The 21,271-nt window shown below is 45.0% G+C and carries 22 protein-coding genes and 1 other annotated feature; of the genes, 9 read left to right on the forward strand and 13 right to left on the reverse strand.

All coding sequences use genetic code 11. The features are described from left to right. Positions 1-141 precede the first annotated feature (141 nt). Positions 142-735, reverse strand: a complete 594-nt coding sequence (locus tag MH215_RS07435; protein ID WP_056700772.1) for a DUF2087 domain-containing protein — start codon at positions 733-735, stop codon at positions 142-144. Positions 736-923: 188 nt separating this feature from the next. Between MH215_RS07435 and MH215_RS07440 the strand changes: the two genes are divergently transcribed. The 3 genes from MH215_RS07440 to MH215_RS07450 all read left to right on the forward strand — a co-directional run bounded on the left by MH215_RS07440 (position 924) and on the right by MH215_RS07450 (position 3,058). Beyond that, on the forward strand, positions 924-1,922 hold the full coding sequence (locus tag MH215_RS07440) for a YpdA family putative bacillithiol disulfide reductase (protein ID WP_239289432.1): 999 nt from the start codon (positions 924-926) through the stop codon (positions 1,920-1,922). A gap of 5 nt (positions 1,923-1,927) precedes the next feature. Next, on the forward strand, positions 1,928-2,371 hold the full coding sequence (locus MH215_RS07445) for a DUF441 domain-containing protein (RefSeq protein ID WP_128101478.1): 444 nt from the start codon (positions 1,928-1,930) through the stop codon (positions 2,369-2,371). A 174-nt stretch (positions 2,372-2,545) separates the two neighbouring features. Continuing rightward, positions 2,546-3,058 (forward strand): ADP-heptose synthase, encoded by a 513-nt coding sequence (locus MH215_RS07450; protein WP_145046439.1) that lies wholly within the window; start codon positions 2,546-2,548, stop codon positions 3,056-3,058. A 218-nt stretch (positions 3,059-3,276) separates the two neighbouring features. Here MH215_RS07450 and MH215_RS07455 read toward each other — a convergent pair whose 3' ends face one another. Then, positions 3,277-3,729 (reverse strand): NUDIX domain-containing protein, encoded by a 453-nt coding sequence (locus MH215_RS07455; protein ID WP_239289434.1) that lies wholly within the window; start codon positions 3,727-3,729, stop codon positions 3,277-3,279. 118 nt (positions 3,730-3,847) lie between these two features. After that, positions 3,848-4,144: a HesB/YadR/YfhF family protein gene (locus tag MH215_RS07460; protein ID WP_239289435.1), complete on the reverse strand. Its 297-nt coding sequence runs from the start codon at positions 4,142-4,144 to the stop codon at positions 3,848-3,850. Positions 4,145-4,785: 641 nt separating this feature from the next. Between MH215_RS07460 and MH215_RS07465 the strand changes: the two genes are divergently transcribed. From MH215_RS07465 to MH215_RS07485, 5 genes are all read left to right on the forward strand, one after another. Then, positions 4,786-6,531: an ABC transporter ATP-binding protein gene (locus MH215_RS07465; protein WP_145046434.1), complete on the forward strand. Its 1,746-nt coding sequence runs from the start codon at positions 4,786-4,788 to the stop codon at positions 6,529-6,531. Between the two features lie 12 nt (positions 6,532-6,543). Beyond that, on the forward strand, positions 6,544-8,631 hold the full coding sequence (locus tag MH215_RS07470) for an ABC transporter ATP-binding protein (RefSeq protein WP_239289437.1): 2,088 nt from the start codon (positions 6,544-6,546) through the stop codon (positions 8,629-8,631). A 211-nt stretch (positions 8,632-8,842) separates the two neighbouring features. Beyond that, on the forward strand, positions 8,843-9,544 hold the full coding sequence (locus MH215_RS07475) for a TetR/AcrR family transcriptional regulator (RefSeq protein ID WP_239289439.1): 702 nt from the start codon (positions 8,843-8,845) through the stop codon (positions 9,542-9,544). Further along, positions 9,534-10,328 carry a DUF4097 family beta strand repeat-containing protein gene (locus MH215_RS07480; RefSeq protein WP_239289441.1) on the forward strand — a complete coding sequence of 265 codons (795 nt, stop codon included), beginning with the start codon at positions 9,534-9,536 and terminating at the stop codon, positions 10,326-10,328. The genes MH215_RS07475 and MH215_RS07480 overlap by 11 nt, the downstream gene beginning before the upstream one ends. Positions 10,329-10,343: 15 nt before the next feature. Further along, positions 10,344-10,517 carry a hypothetical protein gene (locus MH215_RS07485; RefSeq protein WP_239289443.1) on the forward strand — a complete coding sequence of 58 codons (174 nt, stop codon included), beginning with the start codon at positions 10,344-10,346 and terminating at the stop codon, positions 10,515-10,517. A 65-nt stretch (positions 10,518-10,582) separates the two neighbouring features. Here the strand turns inward: MH215_RS07485 and MH215_RS07490 are convergent, their stop codons facing one another. The 7 genes from MH215_RS07490 to MH215_RS07520 form a co-directional block, all read right to left on the reverse strand. Then, positions 10,583-11,182, reverse strand: coding sequence for a YdcF family protein (locus tag MH215_RS07490; RefSeq protein ID WP_239289881.1), 600 nt, complete (start codon positions 11,180-11,182; stop codon positions 10,583-10,585). Positions 11,183-11,223: 41 nt separating this feature from the next. After that, the gene (locus tag MH215_RS07495; RefSeq protein ID WP_056700750.1) at positions 11,224-11,775 is read right to left on the reverse strand and encodes a hypothetical protein; all 552 of its coding nucleotides are present in this window, start codon (positions 11,773-11,775) and stop codon (positions 11,224-11,226) included. A 100-nt stretch (positions 11,776-11,875) separates the two neighbouring features. Next, entirely contained in the window at positions 11,876-12,586 is a 711-nt protein-coding gene (locus MH215_RS07500; RefSeq protein WP_239289445.1) for a hypothetical protein, read from the reverse strand. After that, a complete protein-coding gene (locus tag MH215_RS07505) occupies positions 12,583-13,587 on the reverse strand; it encodes an ATP-binding cassette domain-containing protein (protein ID WP_239289447.1) in 1,005 nt (334 codons plus the stop codon). The genes MH215_RS07500 and MH215_RS07505 overlap by 4 nt, the downstream gene beginning before the upstream one ends. Positions 13,588-13,678: 91 nt before the next feature. Then, complete coding sequence (gene argS / locus MH215_RS07510; protein WP_239289449.1) at positions 13,679-15,406, reverse strand: arginine--tRNA ligase; 1,728 nt, start codon at positions 15,404-15,406, stop codon at positions 13,679-13,681. A 69-nt stretch (positions 15,407-15,475) separates the two neighbouring features. Further along, positions 15,476-15,760, reverse strand: a binding site (T-box leader). Between the two features lie 255 nt (positions 15,761-16,015). Next, entirely contained in the window at positions 16,016-16,354 is a 339-nt protein-coding gene (locus MH215_RS07515) for a four-helix bundle copper-binding protein (protein WP_056700743.1), read from the reverse strand. Between the two features lie 67 nt (positions 16,355-16,421). Beyond that, a complete protein-coding gene (locus tag MH215_RS07520) occupies positions 16,422-17,582 on the reverse strand; it encodes a CobW family GTP-binding protein (protein ID WP_239289451.1) in 1,161 nt (386 codons plus the stop codon). A 335-nt stretch (positions 17,583-17,917) separates the two neighbouring features. On the opposite strand from MH215_RS07520, the gene MH215_RS07525 reads away from it, so the two are divergent. After that, entirely contained in the window at positions 17,918-18,436 is a 519-nt protein-coding gene (locus MH215_RS07525) for a MogA/MoaB family molybdenum cofactor biosynthesis protein (RefSeq protein WP_239289453.1), read from the forward strand. Between the two features lie 110 nt (positions 18,437-18,546). Here MH215_RS07525 and MH215_RS07530 read toward each other — a convergent pair whose 3' ends face one another. The 3 genes from MH215_RS07530 to MH215_RS07540 all read right to left on the reverse strand — a co-directional run bounded on the left by MH215_RS07530 (position 18,547) and on the right by MH215_RS07540 (position 21,012). Next, positions 18,547-19,101, reverse strand: a complete 555-nt coding sequence (locus tag MH215_RS07530) for a hypothetical protein (protein ID WP_239289455.1) — start codon at positions 19,099-19,101, stop codon at positions 18,547-18,549. Between the two features lie 91 nt (positions 19,102-19,192). After that, on the reverse strand, positions 19,193-20,206 hold the full coding sequence (locus tag MH215_RS07535) for an acrylyl-CoA reductase family protein (RefSeq protein ID WP_239289457.1): 1,014 nt from the start codon (positions 20,204-20,206) through the stop codon (positions 19,193-19,195). Between the two features lie 155 nt (positions 20,207-20,361). After that, positions 20,362-21,012, reverse strand: a complete 651-nt coding sequence (locus MH215_RS07540) for a hypothetical protein (protein WP_239289459.1) — start codon at positions 21,010-21,012, stop codon at positions 20,362-20,364. Positions 21,013-21,271 lie beyond the last annotated feature (259 nt).

Genomic DNA, 21,271 nt, shown 5'->3' on the forward strand with positions numbered 1-21,271 from the left:
CTCACGTAGTTTGCCTACGCTCCGTTACTCCATTTCTACCTTCATCCTATCTTCTCGGTACTGAAAACCGATCTTTTTGAACATTATCTTGTAGATTTATCCAACATATTACACATCTTACTGAATTGTTGTCAAGCCCAATTATTTGACTTGATCCCAGCGTGTCCACATTTCTTTTGGATTCAGTTCATAAACCCCGTCTTCACGATACATAAACTGGTGCATGATGAACTCACGCCGGATCGTCGCGAAATCCTCATGATAATTTTGAATGAAAGCATTAATTTCTTTCTCCGTATACTTACGTCCGAATTCAAGTTGCTCGGCCAAATGACCAAGAACAATCAGCTTTTTCTTATATTGCGCTGGAATTTGGCGAATTCGCCCATCCTTAGAGAAAAAATTCCGCATCACGGATGCCTTCAGCGTTTCGTTGACCTCACTCATCTCAGTAACCTCCTTACTTTTAAAAATAAAATCAACGGAAGCTTGTGCATGCTCACGAATGAAAGAAGGATTTAAGGAGAAATATACAATGTTCTTCTCTCTTCTTTCTTTAATGAGTGCAGCTTCTCGTAGTTTCGATGCGTGATGTGTCACGGTTGGCTGGGACAAGTTCAAGCGCTCAGCGAGAGCCTGTCCGTGCAATTCTCCTTGGGATAACAACAACAGCATGCGAAGTCGGGTTGGATCAGCTAATGCTTTGTGATAAGCCACTATTTTCTCCAACTGCATGAATGATTCAGCTCCATTTCAATCCAAATAGATTAGATGATAATCTAATTTGATGTTAATCTTTTGTCCAATCAAAGTCAAATCCTTTATTTTTGCGTGGCAGTTTAGCCTATATACCTCCCTAAGCTGGCATTAGAGTGTTATTTACGGTAGGATTATATTGCTGAATTTTAAGGAGGAGTAAGAACATGGAAGATGTCATTATTATCGGTGGAGGACCCTGTGGTCTATCTGCTGCTATCGAATGTGAACGGTTGGGATTATCTGCTGTAATCGTAGAAAAGTACAACATTGTACAATCCATCTATTTGTATCCAACCCATATGCAATTTTTTAGCACGGCTGAGTTGCTTGAGATCGGAAATGTTCCATTTAGCACGCCTAACGACAAGCCGTTTCGTTATGAGGCCCTTGCCTATTACCGCAAGGTCGCTGAACATTTTAACCTTCGTGTTCATAACTATGAGGAAGCTCACTCAATCAAGTGTAAGGACGATGGAACGTTCGAAGTACATACGATGAACCGACGTGGGCAGACTGTTATTCATGAAGGACGTAATATCGTTGTAGCTACAGGGTATTTCGATCATCCTAACTACCTCGGCATTCCGGGAGAAGACAAAGATAAGGTTACGCATTATTTCCGTGAAGCCCACCCTTACGCTCAGACCCGTGTTGCCATTATCGGAGGAAGCAATTCTGCCGTAGATGCCGCGATGGAACTCGTTCGTGTAGGTGCTCATATTGATATGGTGTACCGTGGAAGCGGATTGTCTGAACATATTAAATCTTGGGTACGGCCATTATTTGAGAGCATGGTTCAAAAAGGACGGATTACCTTACATCTCAATTCACGTGTTAATGAAATTTTGGATGATTCTGTCCGTCTATTACATCATGACGGAACAACCAGCGAATTGGAAAATGATTTTGTATTAGCCATGACTGGTTTCCGTCCCGATCGTAAACTGCTCACTTCTGTAGGGGTGGAAATGTCCGAAGATATGGATAAACCCAAGTATGATCCCCAAACGATGGAAAGTAGTGTTCCCGGCATTTATGTGGGCGGTGTTATTGCATCAGGTCGTAATGCCAATGAAGTATTTATTGAATCTGGGCGCTGGCACGGAAAATACATTGCAGAACATATTGTGAGCAAGAATCGTAAACTTTCCGAAGGGAAATGAAATCAATGGATATAACTTCGCTGCTGTTACTCGGATTCGCCGCGCTTGGCATCATCAGCAGTAATACTCCAGTGGCTGTAGCTATGGTATTTCTATTATTGCTGCGTGTATTGAATCTGAATCAAGCATTTCCTTGGCTTGAGAAGTATGGGCTGACTATTGGGATCATCATCCTAACTATTGGAGTAATGGCTCCACTTGCCAGCGGTAAAATAAGCTTGCAGACCATCGGAGAGTCCTTCCTACACTGGAAGTCACTTCTTGCCATTGGTGTTGGGTTGCTTGTTGCTTACCTCGGTGGTAGAGGTGCTACATTGATGAGTACGCAGCCCACTGTCGTCGCTGGACTTCTCATCGGTACTGTATTAGGAGTTGCCTTGTTCAAAGGTGTACCCGTAGGTCCACTTATTGCAGCAGGCATTTTATCCTTGCTTTTGGGCAAATCCTGATTGAATTTGGACTTGACTCCCTTCTGTCAACTGGCTGTAATTCCCACCGTTGTATGATATACTTCTATTCATATCACGAGTCCATAGCGGAGACATCAATTTGATTTTTGTTCGTCTAACATTCAACATTGATTCACCTCGCAACTATAATGGCCGCAGGAGGATTCAGGAATCATGTCACGTCAGTTTGTTACAGAAGCCGTGATGGTGGCTATTTATGGTCAATTGCTCGCGTCACCCGCGTCTGTTGAATATATTGTTCCATACACCACCATCCTTGAATTATACGAGTTTCAAGCCAGCAGCGATCCTCTGATGGGTAACCCTGCGGATGATCAACATGTGAAGACCAAAATTAACGAGATGATTTCTTATTTTGAGGAACCGTTGAATAAGAAAAAAATAGAACGTGCGCTACTTACTCCATGGGCCAAAAGTCCATCGATTCTGTTCGGTGATCAAGTCTCCATTGCTATTATTAACGCTGTTGATACGGCTCAGTATGGCGAGTATTTCGACCCAATCGAGACGGAATTAATACTCACTTCACAACGTTTGAGCATTCCTATCCTTACGGATCAAGTCGAATTGATTGCTCGCATTATTGAATCCTCAGCTCCGGTTCAAGTTTATGATATTGACGACTTTGACTTTGCAATGGATGAGGAGTCACTTGATCAGGTGTAAGCATTGTATATTGATTATTGTGGATGTGTACCCGCTGAGAACAATCTCAGTTGGCATTTCATGGATGGATCATAAAACATAAAAGCCTCCCTGTCGGGAGGCTTTTATCATTATTCCGGTTTGTACTTCATTTGTACTTCGTTCGCACTTGGTTTGTAATTATTTGCGCTCGGTTTGTACTCGGTTTTTGCTTTATTTGTACTTCGTATGTGCCTAGGTCAATCTTTCCGGTTGGAGCGTGCTAACAACATTTGGGTAAACTCATTGAGGACAGGAAGAGATTCAGTGTGAAAAAACTTCAGACCTGCTTCACTATTCACACGAGACTCTACGAGGTCATCTTGGATGATTCGAGTTCGAAATAGGGCGATCACATAATAGTCTTCATCCCCACTCGTATGAAGCTGTCTCAGCTCTGGCCCTGAATGGAGACCTTCTAACACCATATGATCTGTAGTCCAGCCAGTCTCCTCCCACAGCTCTCGATGAGCAGTCTCTTCAATCGATTCTCCCGGACGCATCTGTCCTGCCGGAATTCGCCAATGGCTGTGGTCTGCGTGCTGGATCAATAACACTTCACCACGTTCGTTCTCGGCCCATATGGCAGCCTTTACGACGATAAACGCTCGGTTAGCAATATACTGAGCCAAATCTCGGGCTGGCGGATTCAATATTTATCCCCTCCTGTTCCAAGCCGAAGAGACGGCTTAGATCTATAGTCAGATCAGTGCAACACACTTCTCTCCAACTTACGGAACGTTCTAAAGGCGTGTATCTATGAGTAAGGGATTATACTTCAGTGTATCGGTATTCAATATCTCGACCTTCATCAACAACATCCACATGAAGCTCATGACCTTTTAGATACCAATAATCGTGATCCTCCATGAAAAAGTGAATACCGGATGCTTCTATTTGCTCGGCAGGATGTCTTGGTTCCTCAACAGCGATACCTAACGAAAAACCGGGATGAAGACCTCCGCCTGAGCTATAACGGGCAAAAAAACGAATGCTATCCCCGTCGTTCAAATTAAGCTCTTCCTTGTACCAGCGCGCAGCACGGTCAGTTACATGTATGGTACTCATGTGGTGTCAGCTCCTTCTCTATATATATGTTACATCATATCGCTAGAATGGTCGGAATACAAACTGTACAACAGAACAAATTACCAAATAACGAACAATATTCAGGAAATCAATTTACTTCATGGAACATAAAATGAAAAGGTGAGACCATAACTGTATTTTGCAATATAGGACAACAGTCGTATAAAGCCATATTACTTCATGACCCGTTACTCCATTCCTGGCTTCTCTAAACCAGACATTGCTCATTTGTGAAAAAAGTTTGACAGATTGCAAAATGCGGTGTTAAGATGCAAACATACGAGATTCACATTGAATTTATTCCCAAAAAAAGAAAGGGTGATTACGGTGTTTAATAGAGATATGTTTGTTCTAACTAACTCACAACTGAATACCGGAGCAGCCCCGAAATCATTATTTCGTTCATAATTTCTGCATCATAGTCATCTGTTGATCAGATACACTATGTTGTGAACTCACAATATAATTATGTACGGTGTTGGCTCTGCTCTCGGAGCCATGCTGCCGTATGAATGATACCTAAGACATACCGCCTGCGTGCGGTGTGTCTTTTTTTGTGGTCACAAGTAGGCACATGAACGATAATGTATTTCACAGATATGGAAAGGAAGGGATAGCACTTGTTCTCAGTACTTAAAAACCTAGCCTGGTTTTTCCGGCTAGAACGCAAAAGATACCTGATTGGTGTCATTTTGCTCATTCTTGTAGGTGTCGCAGAACTCCTGCCCCCTCGTCTTCTCGGTAATGCCATTGACGAGATTGTACGTGGGTCGATTACAGGAGCTTCACTTACCAGCTACATTTTACTTATTTTAGGAACCGTCGTTATTATCTATCTGATCACGTACATATGGATGCACAAATTATTTGGCGGAGCTAACTTGGTAGAACGTCTATTGCGTTCGCGCTTCATGGATCATCTGTTACGGATGACACCGCCCTTTTTTGAAAAAAACAGAACTGGCGACCTCATGGCTCGTGCTACCAACGATCTGCGTTCCATTGCAACCACGGCAGGCTTCGGCATGCTTACGTTAACGGACTCCACTGCTTTCCTGGCAACTGTATTGTTAGCCATGGGTTTTCTAGTTAGCTGGAAGCTGACTCTGGCAGCCATCTTGCCATTGCCTTTCATCGCCATCGCTATGATGATCTATGGTAAAGCTGTACATCAGCGCTATACACTCGCTCAAGATGCCTTCGGTGATATGAACGACCAAGTTCTGGAATCCATTGCGGGAATCCGGGTCGTGCGTGCGTATGTTCAGGAGCGTCTGGATGAGAAACGATTTGCCGATGTTACCGAAGACGTGTACCGCAAAAATCTAGCCGTCGCTCGGATGGATGCTTTATTTGAACCTACGATCCGACTTTGCGTTGGACTAAGTTATGTCATTGCGCTTGCTTATGGTATTTATCTTGTGTTCCACAATGAAATTACTCTAGGTGATCTCGTATCGTTTAATATGTACCTGGGGATGATGATCTGGCCGATGTTCGCCATCGGTGAGTTAATTAATCTGATGCAGCGCGGTAGTGCCTCTCTTGATCGGGTCAACGAGACTTTATCTGTAGAACCTGCTGTTCAAGATGTTGAACAACCCGCTCACATTTCGAATCCGGAAGAAATTGTGATGCAGGATGTTACGTTCCGTTATCCTAGTTCTACCGTAGACAATCTTAGTCACATTAACTTTTCACTGCGCCGCGGACAGACGCTGGGTATCGTCGGTCGCACAGGTAGTGGTAAGTCCACACTGCTGAAGCAGTTGCTACACGAATACCCTGCTGGATCAGGTAAACTAAGCATTTCAGGTCACCCGATTCAGGAAATTGCTAAAGACGACTTGCATAGCTGGATTGGTTATGTGCCGCAGGAGCAAGTGCTATTCTCCAAATCGGTTCGTCAAAATATTCAGTTTGGTAAACCTGGTGCAAGTGATGACGTCATCATGGAAGCGATTCGCACAGCTGCTTTTGACGGAGATCTTGGAACATTGTCTGACGGACTCGATACACTCGTTGGCGAAAAAGGTATTGCTCTATCTGGTGGACAAAAGCAGCGGGTATCCCTCGCGCGTGCGTTCATCTCAGATCCGGATATTCTCATTCTGGACGATGCCCTTTCCGCAGTTGATGCAAGAACCGAAGCTAAAATCATTGAAAATATACGCAACAAACGCTCGGGTAAAACAACGCTGATCTCGACTCATCGCCTGTCCGCTATTGAACATGCTGACCGAATCATTGTACTTGAGCACGGGAAAATTACGGAAGAAGGAACCCATCAGGAATTACTTGCCATGAACGGTTGGTATCGTGAACAATATGAACGGCAACAGGTGGAGTCCAATCTGTCCACGTAGGAGGTCAACGCTTTGAAATCGAATACAGGCAAACGGCTATTACAGTACGCCTTAAAAGCCAAAGGTACATTTATAGCCGCATTAATTATGCTTACGATCGGTGTTGCGGCAGAGCTCGCCGGCCCTTTTATCGCCAAAAACATGATCGACAATCATTTGTTAGCCATTGAACAGCCCTTCTACGAGACATCTGCTTCAGAAGATGCGGCGGTGTATAAGGGAAAGAATTATAAACGCGAAGGATTATTCGAACCAACGGAAAGTAAAGGCGCCGAGGTGCGCATACTTCAAGCTGGACGTAGCTTTTACTTTGTAAATGAACCCGTAAGCACATCTGACGGTGATCGTTCTTATGCCGATGGCACTCTGACGGTAACTCGTGCAGGTGAAGTAACGGGGCAATATGCGGCAGTACCTCTGTCGGCTGGAGAACTGTTTGCTTTTTACAAACCGGAGATGCCAAGCATCTATCAATTAATCGTGTACTACATGATTTTTCTTGTGATCTCGGTCATTATGGAGTTTGGTAAAACCTACTGGCTGCAATCGTCCGCCAACAAGGTCATTCAACGACTTCGTAATGATGTGTATGCCCACATTCAGCGTCTGCCCGTCAATTTCTTTGACAATCTGCCTGCAGGTAAAGTCGTTTCACGAGTGACCAACGATACGGAGGCCGTTAAGGATCTGTTCGTTGCAGTACTGTCAAACTTCTTCTCGGGAATTATTACGATCGCAGGGGTGTATGTTGCCCTCTTCCTGCTCGATGTTCGACTTGGACTTATCTCCTTATTCGTCGTTCCTATGCTTATTGCCTGGATTGTGCTATATCGTAAGTTCGCTACTCGCTACAATACGATCATTCGTTCACGACTCAGCGAGATTAACGCGATCATTAATGAGTCCATTCAAGGGATGTCCATCATCCGCGTATTCCGCTATCAAAAACAAACCAAACAGGAATTCGAAGATCTGAATGATGACTATATGAAACATCAGAACAAAATGCTTAACCTGAACGCCTTTACCTCACACAATCTGGTTAACGTATTGCGGAATATCGCTTTTGCGGTTGTCCTGTGGTATTTCGGATCAAGTGTGCTGGATGGCACCAGTATTATCTCGCTAGGTGTATTGTACGCATTCGTGGATGTACTCGGCCGTCTGTTCCAGCCGATTACAGGTATGGTAAACCAATTGGCGAACCTGGACTCCTCTCTCGTATCTGCTGGACGTGTATTCGAACTAATGGATGAAAAAGGAGAAGCCGTTACCGATGGTTCAATGCCAAGATACAAAGGAAATGTTGTCTTTGATGACGTATCCTTTGCCTACAACAAAGACTTTGTGTTAAACAATATCTCGTTCCAGGCTTCACAAGGTCAAACGGTTGCGTTGGTGGGTCATACCGGTTCAGGCAAAAGCTCCATTATCAATCTGCTATTCCGATTCTACGACCCGCAAAAAGGTAAGATTACCATCGATGGACAAAACGTGAAGGATCTGCCCAAACAGTGGATTCGTGAACATATGGGAATTGTATTACAGGATCCTTATCTATTCACCGGAACGATTGCCTCTAACGTCAGCCTCGGGGATCAAAAGATTACTCGTCAACAGATTGAAAAGGCACTTCGTGACGTAGGAGCAGAACGTATTCTAGCCCATTTGCCTCAAGGTTTCGATGAACCGGTTATTGAAAAAGGAAGCACGCTGTCTGCTGGGCAACGTCAACTGATTTCCTTTGCCCGTGCGCTGGCATTTGATCCAGCCATTCTTATTTTGGATGAAGCTACAGCCAATATTGATACCGAAACCGAAGCCTTGATTCAAAATGCGCTCGAAGTACTCAAAAAAGGACGTACAACCTTCATCATCGCCCATCGTCTCTCTACAATTCGCTCTGCAGATCAGATTCTGGTACTGCATCGTGGACGAATTGTTGAACAAGGAGCACATGATGAGTTAATGGCGCTCCAAGGTCGATACTATCAGATGTATCAACTGCAACAAGGTGCTCAGTCTGTTCATGCTGATCAAGCTCACGGCACAGCCCCTGAAGCAATACGCACATCCTCCTTCGCTGGAGGCAATGCCTAAAGTAAAGGATCATGTTGGTTTACATCTAAGCTAAAATGATTCTACAATGTGTACGAAAATAAACCGATGTGTATCGCAGACACCCCATCTGTTAATATGCATCGGTTTTTTTTAAAGCTTTTCTCTCTGTTACAATTTCCTCTTATTGACAATATCAGCTTCTTCTCGTATTATACATACCAACGGTCGGTATTAAAAGGAGGAGACAGTTATGGCTAGAAACAAATTCCCTGAACAGACGCTAGAACACATCCTTACCGTATCAGCACAATTATTCACCGAGAAAGGCTATGAGAAGACGAGTATTCAGGACATTATTGATCATTTAGGCATGTCCAAAGGTGCGGTCTATCATCATTTCAAATCCAAAGAAGAGATCCTTGATGCGGTTATGGAGAGACAGTTTGCTTTTGCAGCTCAAATGTTGGATCAACTTGTGGAGAATGCTAACGCAATCTCAGCCAAGGACAAATTGGTCTATATACTAGAACACATTGTCTCTAATCAACAGGTACACTCCTTAGATCGAGTGCTGTTAACCCAAATCAAAAATCCATTATTTATCGTCAAAGGCATTCAGCAAACGGTTCAAATTGATGCCCCGATCATAGCTGCAATCATGCGCGAAGGCGTTACAGACGGCTCGATCACTATAGGAAATCCTGAAGCCTGTGCGGAAATTTTTCTGATGTTGATCAATATTTGGATTAATCCAACCTTATTCAGCCGAACACCTGAGGAGACAAAGGAGCGTTTACACTTCTTGCAACATATGATGCACACCATCGGTGTTCCGATCGTTACTAACACGTTAATTGATCAGATTATCCACCAACATAACGAGATGGGGGCCTATAACGATTCCGTTAACGGTACTCAGCAACATACAAGAGATGCATCCAATGAAAATTAACACACATATCATTCGCAAAGAATGGCTTGTTCAAGAGCCTGTTCTTTCCCTCTCTCTCGACTGGATGCAAGGTGAAGTACACTTATACCAGAGTACCGAACAGCATGTTCGAATTATTCAGCGAGCATCTGTGCATTTTCCAATTAAGCGATGCTTCACAACCCGTTACCAGCAAGGTTCACTTCATATTGGTGACGGACGTTCGAAGTCGTTTCCAATCGGTATTCACTTTCAGCGTACGTCGTTAGCCATTGGACTCCCTCCATCTACACTGGAACAAGTATACATTCGAGGTGTAGGTACGCGGTTTATTGTAGAAGATGCTCAAATCAACCACTTCGAGTGTAGGTGTACATCCGGACAGCTGCATATTTCCGGTTATACACAGCAGCTCAGTTTACGCATGGTGGGCAGCCATATAAAATCACAGAATTTAACTGCGGAAAACGTAGATATTAAGGGGACATCTTCACTCATTCAGCTAACAGGTCAGTTCTCCCATATTCAATCCAGAACGACGGGCAGAACACTCTCCATTCATTCAGCCACTATGCCACAATCGGTGAATAGCATAGCTACCGGATGTAGTGTGAATCTACGAGTTCCTAACCCAAACGAAGGATTCCGATTGCAGTGTAAGCATGTCGGAGGCGCATTACAGAGTGAGTTCCCCCTTCAATTGGATCGTGGAGAGCACATCTATGGGAATGCATCCGTCCCTATTCACGCACAAGTTCGAGGTGGACGATTCACCATAGGTACGTATTCACCCCATTCGTTATAGAAGGAGGAAACGGTTATGAGCATCGGTTGGATTGTGGGTACTTCCTTAGCTATTATCGTATTGTTGTCTGGACTCGTAGGTTTAAACCAAGCTACTCGAAGACAACGTAAGGTTCGTTGGCCCTGGTGGCTTATCGGGTTTAGCGTAGCAGCTCTAATAAGTGCGGCGATTAATTATCCAGGAACCTGAATGCCAATTGCACTTGTCCAAACAGTCATACTTATATGGGAAAATAAAAACAATCCGCAAAAGCCTTATGGCTGCTGCGGATTGTCTATCCAACCTTTGCATACGTATCCCATGTATATAATCGTCTCTCGCAATAGAAAAGGAAGCTTGCTGCGCCACGTCTGGTAAGCTGTCGTAAGTGTTGGAGAAGGCACAACATCCATGCCCAAACCGCTGGCAAGCATCATCGCTCGTTTCATATGTAAAGGATCACTTACAATCGTATACGTGTGGAAGCCAGCTCGCTCTCCGACACCGATTGAATACTTAAAGTTCTCCTCTGTAATGCGCGATTGTGTCTCAAGCTGAATATCTGCCGGATTTACTCCATGTGCTATAGCATAATCACGTCCAACCTCAGCTTCCGAACGCTGCTCCACACTGCCTGCACCACCAGTGAACAGCAATTGACTTACTGCACCCTGACGATACAACACTATGGCGTGTTCAATACGTTCGCGAAATACCGGTGAAGGTTCATTCCCTACCACTGCTGCGCCAAGTATAATAGCCGCATCCGAAATACGTGTTGATGCCTGCTCGCTATACGTCGTGATAAGCCAAGCCGTGATAAAAGCCCATACGAATCCACCACCAACGATGGATGCCAAGAAGATTAGTATCATTCGCTTCAACTTTGGCTTCCTCTTGTCTGACATTCCTCTTGTCACAATGCCTCATCCTCTTCGGTTGAACGACAATGCACGCTCTCCTCATGCATACGTTCAAGCCGTTGCAATGCTGCGGCAGACTCCGCATCCAGACCAAGTTGGGCAATCCATGCAGCCGTGTAAATCTGCAGGGTCATTTCAAGTTCTTGCGCACGGTTCTTAAAATCCTCTAATTCACTAATCATCCTTGATCGCCCTTCAGGGCTAAATGTCTCATGGATTCGTTCCTTGAAATAGTGATGCACGATACTATTGCGTTGTTGCCATAGTTCGTTTAATTGCCGGGTCTCGTCATCCGAGAACGTAAAGTGATGACGAACTTCGTGGATAAGCTGCCCCAATGAACTGCTCATTTTCCGCTCGTATAGATCCTCCAGATCTTCATCTGTCATCACTTTTCCCTGCGATAATTTCATTAATAAGATCAGATTAACCAACTGCTGTTCAAGGGACTGTCCATAATAAACCGCTAACCCGTAATAAGCAAACAATTCTCTGGAGTGTTCGCTGTCCAGCATGTCACCATTCTTCATGCCTGTGTTGTGCATAAGCGAGCGCCCCCTCATCTCCGTAAATGTTACTCCATTATAAGTCCCTCTATCGTAACCAAACCGGGACTAACATTCAAGTTAACGGTGAGGACGGCTTCTAACTCCGTAGATCCCTTCTACCAGATAGCCAAATATGAGTACTCAAGAGCAACATTGCATATACTGCCGACCATGTGCAGACCAGAACAATCTGACCTAAACCGCCCCCATCAAACAACATCATCTTTTGAACAAGGTAGAAAGCAGGTGGTAGTATGTACGATATCCATTGAAGTGATTCGGGTAATCGCTCCGATAACGATACTTGTACGAATGATGATAGTAACACAACGATGAAAATGGGTAAGCTCCAGCTGAGCCGAGATATGTATGCGTTCTGAAAGAAAACACTGATGCTAAGGCCAAGCAGTGCTAACACAAGATGTCCACACCAAGCAACGATCCATTCAGAGGTGGTCGGCTGCCTCTCAAACATGCCAGTAATGATAGGATATACAATCGTAATCAAGGTCATGGCCAATTGCATAACCGCTGCACAGACCAATTGCCCAATAGCTACCTTTCGCCTACTTCCCGTATGGAGCACCAATAATTGGATCTGACCCGGGGGTTCGGCGTTCATAACAGTTAGACCTAACCAGGCTGATCCAAAAAAGAGCAGCATGGCTGTTACCCCATAACTATCCGCTACTGGATTAGGTTTATATGAGTATATAAGCAACATAACGATCGTATAAAACACGACAGGTGAGAGGTATTTCTGTGAACGAATGTTCTGTTGTAACAAGTACTTGATTAAATACTTCATTGTGCATCCTCCTTAACAACAGATGCAGCGGATGGAGCATCAAGAGATAAAGTATCCTTTTCATCTGCTATCGCTTGGGTAGGTGAGTCCCCTTCTAACAAACGTTCCATCTGAATTAAACTCTTATCCTGCTGAACAGATACGATGGAACCACCTGAAGCAACAATCTGTGCAATGATTTGGTCTGCAGAGCTGCGACTTACTCTCCAATCCCACACCCATTCGTTATGTACGATATCCTCATGTCGTTCTGCACGAGAGCTATGAACAGATCGAACACCTAGTTGTCCAGTAGCGTTCACTATCTGATCTACTTGTCCCGAATCTACCGCATGGCTCATTACACTCTGGATTCGCATGTCAGGTTGACCAATGCATTCCAAATCGGACTGTCTCCAATGACGAAGAATTTGTCCATGTTGCAGAACGATCACATGATCTGCCATACGTTCTATGATTAAGGGTTCATGACAAGCCGTTATAATCGTTGTCCCTTGCTCTTTCCATTGTTGTAACCGTGATACGATGGCTTCCTGTGCCGCATGATCCAGGCCGGACAACGGTTCATCCAACAGGATAAGTCCACCTGGACCTGGCAGCAGCGATTGAATTAAGTTTACCTTCTGAAGCGTGCCCTTAGACAACATGGGGAGCTGCTGATCGATCGCTGCACCCAGGTATAATCGTTCGCTCCATTGTTTGATGCGCTGTTCTAGCACAGCGGAGCGAATGCCATGAATCCTTCCCATTGTCATGAGGTACTCTTTAGCCGTAAAGGGGAGCTTAGGAAGCCCATCAATGGCGAGCATTGTTCGACCCTTAAAGGAAGATTGCATGCTTCCCGAATTCGGCAGGGTCATTCCTGCTAACATTCGTAGGAGTGAGCTTTTGCCTGAACCATTTCTACCAACTAACACAGCACACTCCCCTACAGCTACATGGAAACTAATCTCTCTCAACACCTGAACTGAGCCCAGACGTTTACTTACCTGTTGAAGCAAAACCCCTTCGGCTCCTGAATGATATGTCTGCTTTTCCTCTACGTTGGTTGTGTTCTTATAACGTGTATTTGTCCTCCAACCCACCAAATTATCACATCCGTTCTGGTGCTTTTACACCTAGCAAGTTCAAACTGTGTGCCAAACGTTCTGCCGTACGTTCGGTTAACGTTAACCGGAAAGCTCTCTCTTCGAGTGGTGCGTCTGCGATCCGTTCTGCATGATAGAACCGGTTAAATGCCTGTGCAACATCAATTGCATATTTGGCAATGACGGAAGGCTCACTGCGTTGCACGGCTTTGCTCAAATATTCAGGATAATGAGCCAGCAGTTTTAACAACGCCCAAGTTGGTTCACTCGTGGTTACTTTCTGCTTCGTGCTGTTGTTCTCGCGTTCAATCGTTGTTAGCTCCTCTTCAAGACCCTTCTCCATTTCGGCAACTTCTCTCGCCTTAGCCAGCACACTTTTAATTCGAGCATAGGCATATTGCACATATGGACCCGTCTCACCTTCAAAGCTCACCGCATCTTCCAAAGAGAAATCGATATCATTCAGGCGATTGTTGCTTAGATCTCCAAATACGATTGCCCCTACACCCACTGCCTCCGCCACCTCCTGTGGATTAGGCAAGTTGGGGTTCTTCTCCTGTATGATCTGCATTGCACGGGAGACCGCTTCATCTAATACTTCTTGTAAAAAGACGACCTTACCACGACGAGTAGACATTTTCCGTCCTTCGAAACGCATGAGACCAAACGGAATATGCTCACAATTCGCAGACCAGTCATGACCCATCCGGGATAACACCGCGAACACCTGATTGAAGTGCAGCCTCTGCTCACCTCCGACCACATACAACATCTTGTCTGCTTTCATTACATCATGCCGATATATTGCCGTAGCTAAGTCCCTTGTTGGATAGATCGTTGTTCCGTCTTTTTTGATAATTAAGCAAGGTGGCATATTCTCTTCTTCCAGGCGCACCACAAGTGCTCCATCACTCTCTTCCAGCAATCCTTTCGCTCGGAGTTCATCTACGACTGCACCCATCTTATCGTTGTAAAAACTCTCACCAAGTGTGTGGTCAAACTGAACGTTTAACCGCTCATACATTCGATCGAATTCCTTCATGCTTACTTCAACGAAAAAAGCCCATAGCTGCTTAGCTTCTTCATCCCCTTGCTCAAGCTTGCGGAACCAATCTCTTGCCTCAATCTCCAAAGAGGGATCATGTTCAGCCTCATCGTGAAAACGAACATATAATTCAAGCGAAGTGCGGATTGGTTCTGCCTGTAATGCAGCATCGTTTCCCCACCGTTTGTAAGCCGCAATCTGTTTCCCAAACTGGGTACCCCAGTCCCCCAAATGATTAACACTCACCGGGGTATAACCCGCTTCATTATACAGACGATATAACGCAGCCCCAATGACCGTTGAACGCAGGTGTCCGACGCCAAACGGTTTGGCAATATTGGGAGAGGACATATCAATCACAACACGAGCAGCATTACCTTCCTCAAGCTTGCCAAATCCAGGCTGCCCCAACTCCTGCAGCAGCTCCGCTGCCAGCTTCTCCCGTTTAAATCGGATGTTGACATACGGCCCTGCTGGAACAGCCTCCAGAATATCCGATTGCAATGCACTCGCAATCTCCGTTGCGATGGCTACAGGAGCCTTTTTCAACGACTTAGCTAACACAAAACACGGAAACGCAATATCCCCCATCTCCTGTTGCGGCGGTACTTCCAAAAGCTTGAACACCTCTGCTTCTTCGAGCCCTGCTACGGGGGCAATATGTGAAGCGGCCTGCTTTTTCAACATATAAAACACTCCTTGATCATTAATAAATATACGTAAATTACAAAACAAAAAAAGCCCTCGTCTCCTATAACAAGAGACGAGAGCTATTATTCACAGTTCCCGCGGTACCACTCTAAGTGAACAGTATCTAGGTACACGAATGATTCGTCCTACTACTGTTCCGCTCGGTGCGATTAACGGTCGCATGCCGGATTACCCTCAAACTGATGAGTTACAATACTGCAGACATGTAAACATCACTTCGGACAACCATCTCACAGGTGCGTTTCACACAGATCATTTCATACCGGCTTCCACCCGCTCCGGCTCGCTGTCATGTATGGGTCTGGTTACTCTCCTGATCACAGATATTGGTAAGTTTCAATTCATTGCCATCATTATACAGACTGATACCTGCTTTGGCAACTGGTAAACCTTACTTCCAATACTTTATCTTCGTTGTACAATCTCGTACGACTGATGCTCTAGATGCATAATGGGTCTACAAAATTTCAACGTTTCTCATCAAAAATCCCCTTTAGAGATAACGTTTACACATCTACATAGATGCTCTGCAAACGTTATTTGCTTTAAGGGGACTAGGCTAATCTGCTATTTATTCACGTACCATTATGCCACGACTACCGCCATCATGCGGCACGCCTCTGCGCATTTACGGCAAGCTTCCGCGCAGGCTTGGCAATGATCATGTCTATGCTTCTCACATTCCGCAGCGCAGGCTTCACATGCTTTTACACATAAATCGCAAATCTCAGCGATAAAATCACTTCCACGTGTCATCGCTTGTGCAGCAAACCCACAGATCTCTGCACATTCTCGACTCAAACGAATGCAATCACGCAACATGGCTAGATCATATTCTTTCAAGCTTGATATGTAACTTACGTTGCAAGCATTCATGGACTCCAGGCAAGCATCAATACATTGTTGAATTTGTTGTTGTGTCATTTAAAGTTACCTCCCAGGCAAAGTTTCCTATGCTTCTTAATACCCAGCCTGGAGGACCCTTGAATCATTACACTGTTTTTACCGCTTCGAGTGCCAATAACTGGTTTCGGATAATGGTTTGATCAAAATGCTCACCGATGAACACCGCAACATTAGGCACATCGCCCTGAGGGGTGATTTTCATGTAGTCCGATTCACGATAAGCGTACTGGAACCAAAATCGGCTGGCTGTATCGCTAAAAGTCAAAATTCCCTTAGCACGATACACATCCCGAGGCAATTGTGACACAAAGGATTCAAATGATTCACTATTCACCGGCGCACTGAAATAATGCGTGTACACCATCACATGTTCATGTGATGCATGCGGATGGGGCTGATCATTAATCCCATGCTTATGTTCATCATTATGATCATGGGGATGATCACCGTGAGAACCATCGGAATCCTCATGTGAGTGATCATGTCCTACCGGATTATCCGGCGATGATTTATGCTGTCCATGGGTACATCCATGTGCTGCACAGGCTTCCGTATGGACATGTTGTCCTTCACTGTGATGGTGCTCTGATTCACTACGCGATGCACTTCCGTGGACAGCAGCGCCACTTTGAAGCAACATATCTAGATCGACCTCACATTTAACGGTTGGGATGACCGGAGCAAAAGCATTCCACTTCACAAGTAATTGCTTCAAGCTGTCTAGTTCTTGCTCATTCACACGATCTATCTTGTTCAATAACAATACAGACGCGCAGCGAATCTGTTCTTGCATCAGCTTGTATGTCTGACCTTTCTGTTCAAGATATAATCCAGACAAATGCGCAGCATCTACTACAGTAATTAAGCTTGTCAACTCTAAGCGCATGTACAGTGACGTTTCCGTTACAGCATCGAGAATCTCCATCGGATTGGCTGCTCCCGTTGCCTCGATAATGATAACATCAGGAGATTCTGTCTGTATCAGCTCTGCAAGCTGTAGTCCTAAGTCTCCGCGTACCGTACAGCATATACATCCACCGAGCATTTCGGTCATCGGAACAGAGGAATCCACAACTTGTCCATCTAAATTCACTTCACCTAACTCGTTCATGACCACAGCAGGGCGTAGTCCTTGTTGCTGCCAATGTTTGATCAGTTGAACGAGCAGCGTGGTTTTACCGCTTCCCAGAAAGCCTGACAATATATATACAGGGATGGATTGATCTTTTACAAGCGTTTCATTCATCGTTATACACCTCTTTAGCCTGACCATCAAAATATGATCAATTTCTACCCTAGGACATGTCTGACAACTCGCTGAAGTGCATCTTTCACCGCCTTTTCGCCCCCTGCTGCGTCACTTTCCCTTGACGTGCACCGGCACGCCTGCGGAAAACTTCCTGGCTTGGAACGAAAAATCGGCAAAATCTGTGTCTTTCGGAGTTTTCAGACACGCCCTAGCGAGTGTACACCAAGTCGGATTAGCTTTGCAATATGTACATAATCCTGTCCGCTTCGCATTGCCTGTTTTCGCTGGATCGTCTATGCTATGGAGACATGAAATGAGGAGGATCATTTAAGATGATTAATTCAGTGGAACAACATCGTCAGGAAGCCCCTAACACGGTTTCATGTATGATTGTTACGGTCTCGGATACTCGGACGAAGGATACTGATACAAGTGGTCAGCTTATGCATCAGCTCTTATCTGAAGCGGGCTACCAAGTTATCGACTACATTATCACACCCGATGAATCCGATCGGATTCGAGCTATCCTGCAGGATGCGGCTGTTCGCGATGATGTAGAAGCCGTGCTGCTTAGTGGGGGAACTGGAATTGCACCTCGGGATACAACGTATGAGGCTGTGTCCTCACTGCTAGACAAGGAGTTACCGGGCTTTGGTGAGATTTTCCGCTTCCTAAGTTACACGGAGGATATTGGTTCTGCAGCCATTCTCAGCCGAGCGGTGGCAGGAACAATCGGACGTACAGCGGTGTTCTCTATGCCAGGTTCCAGAGGAGCTGTCAAGCTGGCTATGGAAAAACTCGTTGTGCCTGAGTTACGACATGTAATGCGAGAAATATACAAACCCGTCTGAGCGCTCAGACGGGTTTTCATTGTTTTGTTTTATTTTTAATTACGTCATCCGAGCTATGTGCGGTCAATCCAACGTAATGTTCACACGGAAATGAATGAGACAGTCATATTTTAGTCCAACTTATATAACATATGATCGAACACCTGCAACACTTTATCCTCATAGACATCCTTTTGCCCACCTGAAGCAGTGTAGACCATAGATACATATCCTTTACTACGAATCGATGTTTTGCCTAATACATTCTGCAATACAGCCTGATCCTCAGCGTTGCCATACATTTCTTTCATTCGAAGTGTCCGCGTATGATCATCGCCAAAAATATGAACTTTTACAACATGCCGTCCACTTCCGTTCAGCAGATACATATACGTAATTCCACCCTCACCGTCATCAGCAGACATGTTATTCATCAGCTTTATGCTTTTTTCGTTGAACGCTTGATCCAACTCTTGTATAAAAGCTCCGTTCAGACCATGCCCCTGCGATTGTGCACGGATATTCCCTTCATTCGTGGCCTGCCCCGAATAGATTTTGCGTTCCTGTGATATGGAGGATGATGAACAACCTGCGAGCAGCGAAATGCTTAATGCTAACATGAGGCTTGTTCGTGCAAGTGCATATGGCTTCATTTTAGGTGATCGACCTTGAGTTGTAGTATCCACGCTACTCTTCCCTTCCGTCACGATGCTGTGACATCGTATGGTAGAGTTAGCATGTCTAAGAGAATCGAATCTTATTCGATAATTTCAATAATTAAATTGATGTCTCCATTGTATTTACAACCGTGCGCCCAACAGCTTCTCCTTGCAGAATTGCTCCCAATGTCTGAGGCAACTGATCCCATGTAATCTCTTGAATGCCTAGTTCAAGTGCACGATCTGGCTTCCACTCACCACCAAGCAGCTTCCATAACCGTTCCCGACGTTCCATAGGACAATATACCGAATCAATACCTCTGAGCTGAATGCCTCGTAAAATAAACGGAAGCACCGTCGACTCAAATGCTGTTCCCCCGGTTAATCCCGAAACGGCAACCACTCCCCCGTACCGGATCTGTTTTAACCGTTCAGCCAGCGCTGAGCCTCCAACAGGATCAACTACGCCTGCCCACAATTGCTTGCCTAATGCGCCTTTGGCTGGCTTGTCTGCTTCTTCTCGTGAAATGATGTGTGAAGCACCTAAATCTCGAAGCAGCTGCTCTTGCTTATCCTTTTTGCCTGTGCTGGCAGTCACCTCATATCCTAGCTTTGCTAGGATGGCTACTGCCATGCTCCCCACACCACCCGTTGCACCTGTCACCAAAATTTTGCCCATCTCAGGGGTTACACCCGCTTGAACCAGGGCATCGACAGAAAGTGCTGCGGTAAAACCTGCTGTTCCAATCGCCATGGCTTCTTTTTCACTGAGACCTGGTGGCAGTGGAACCAGCCATTCACTACGGAGACGTGCATACCGGCTATAGCCACCAAAGTGAGATACTCCCGGCTCATACCCCGTACTGATTACACGGTCACCTGGGGCAAATCGTCCGCTCACAGATTCCTCCACAGTTCCCGCGAGGTCTATGCCCGGCACTATAGGATATTCACGTACAACGCCTCCTTTTTCAATCGTAGCAAGTCCATCCTTATAATTGACACTAGAATATTGAACCTGTAGTGTAACGTCTCCGTTAGGCAAATCCTCTTTTCTAAGCTGTTCTATAGAAGCCTTGACCTCCCCATCTTGTTCTTTTCGAACTACGTATGCTGGAAAAGTGTTCTCCATCGTTATCCTCTCCTATTGTTTTTTTATTTTTTGAAGTAACTCATTTTGGAAGCAACTAAGGAAAACGAAATTCAATTCATGTAGTGAATTATTCATCACAATAATTCATAAGTTTCCTTTTCCCGGTTAGCGATGCCCTTTATACACTTTACTGCTTAAGTCTGTCTGCTACTCGTTAAAAGGTATACTACCGACCCGACCAGTGGAACAAGACCGATCCAAGCCCAAGCCTGTGAACGTCTACTAATTACGGCATCTCTATATATAGCAAGCACAGATAGCAGGGACAGTATGACAAAATCAATAGTCATTATGTGTACAAATGAGGATTGGCTGAACGCCTCCAAATATGCTTCCATATTGCCTTGTGTCAGCCCATAATAGAACGTCCCGAGGGTCAATAACAGCAAAATCCCATACGTTAACTTATTTCCTGCCAATCGACGAATGCCTGACCTACGATCACTGCCGAAGGATAAGCTTGTGTATGCTGGAGTTAACTTATGTGCTGAGACCCATGCGAAATAAGGTAACAGCGCAAATGCTCCCAACCCAAACGATAGTATAACGAACGGCCATGCCGGAAAGCGACTACCTCGCTCTTGAGGTGACGTCCGTAATAATAAGCAAGCATAGATCGCGGGGAATATCCCCAACCACGAAAATACGACAAGTAGCCACGGTTCCCTGCTCTGCATCGTAATCAGTTCTCCAAATATGGGGTCATCTCCAGGTGGCTGTCCTGGTGCCCATAACCAAGCATAGATGACAAAAACCACCCATATCAATCCTAAAACCCATCTCATATGTACACCTCCTCTATCTTTCATCCCCCACGAATGTTGGCTTGAAACAGCTATCCAGCGGCTGATCGGTGAAGTTATTTGGTAAAGAGAGGTACGTTATGTCGAACTAAGAACTAGTCGATTGCAAGAATTGGCGTCTCCTGCGCTTTCCCGAGAAATAATGGTGCCATTTCCACTTAGGATCAGCTTCAGTTACACGTAGTATATCTCAATCAACTGACTTCTTGTCCATGACGAATCACACAACTTCGATGAGTTC

Source organism: Paenibacillus sp. ACRSA (genome assembly GCF_022346845.1).
In the GTDB taxonomy this organism is placed as follows: domain Bacteria; phylum Bacillota; class Bacilli; order Paenibacillales; family Paenibacillaceae; genus Paenibacillus.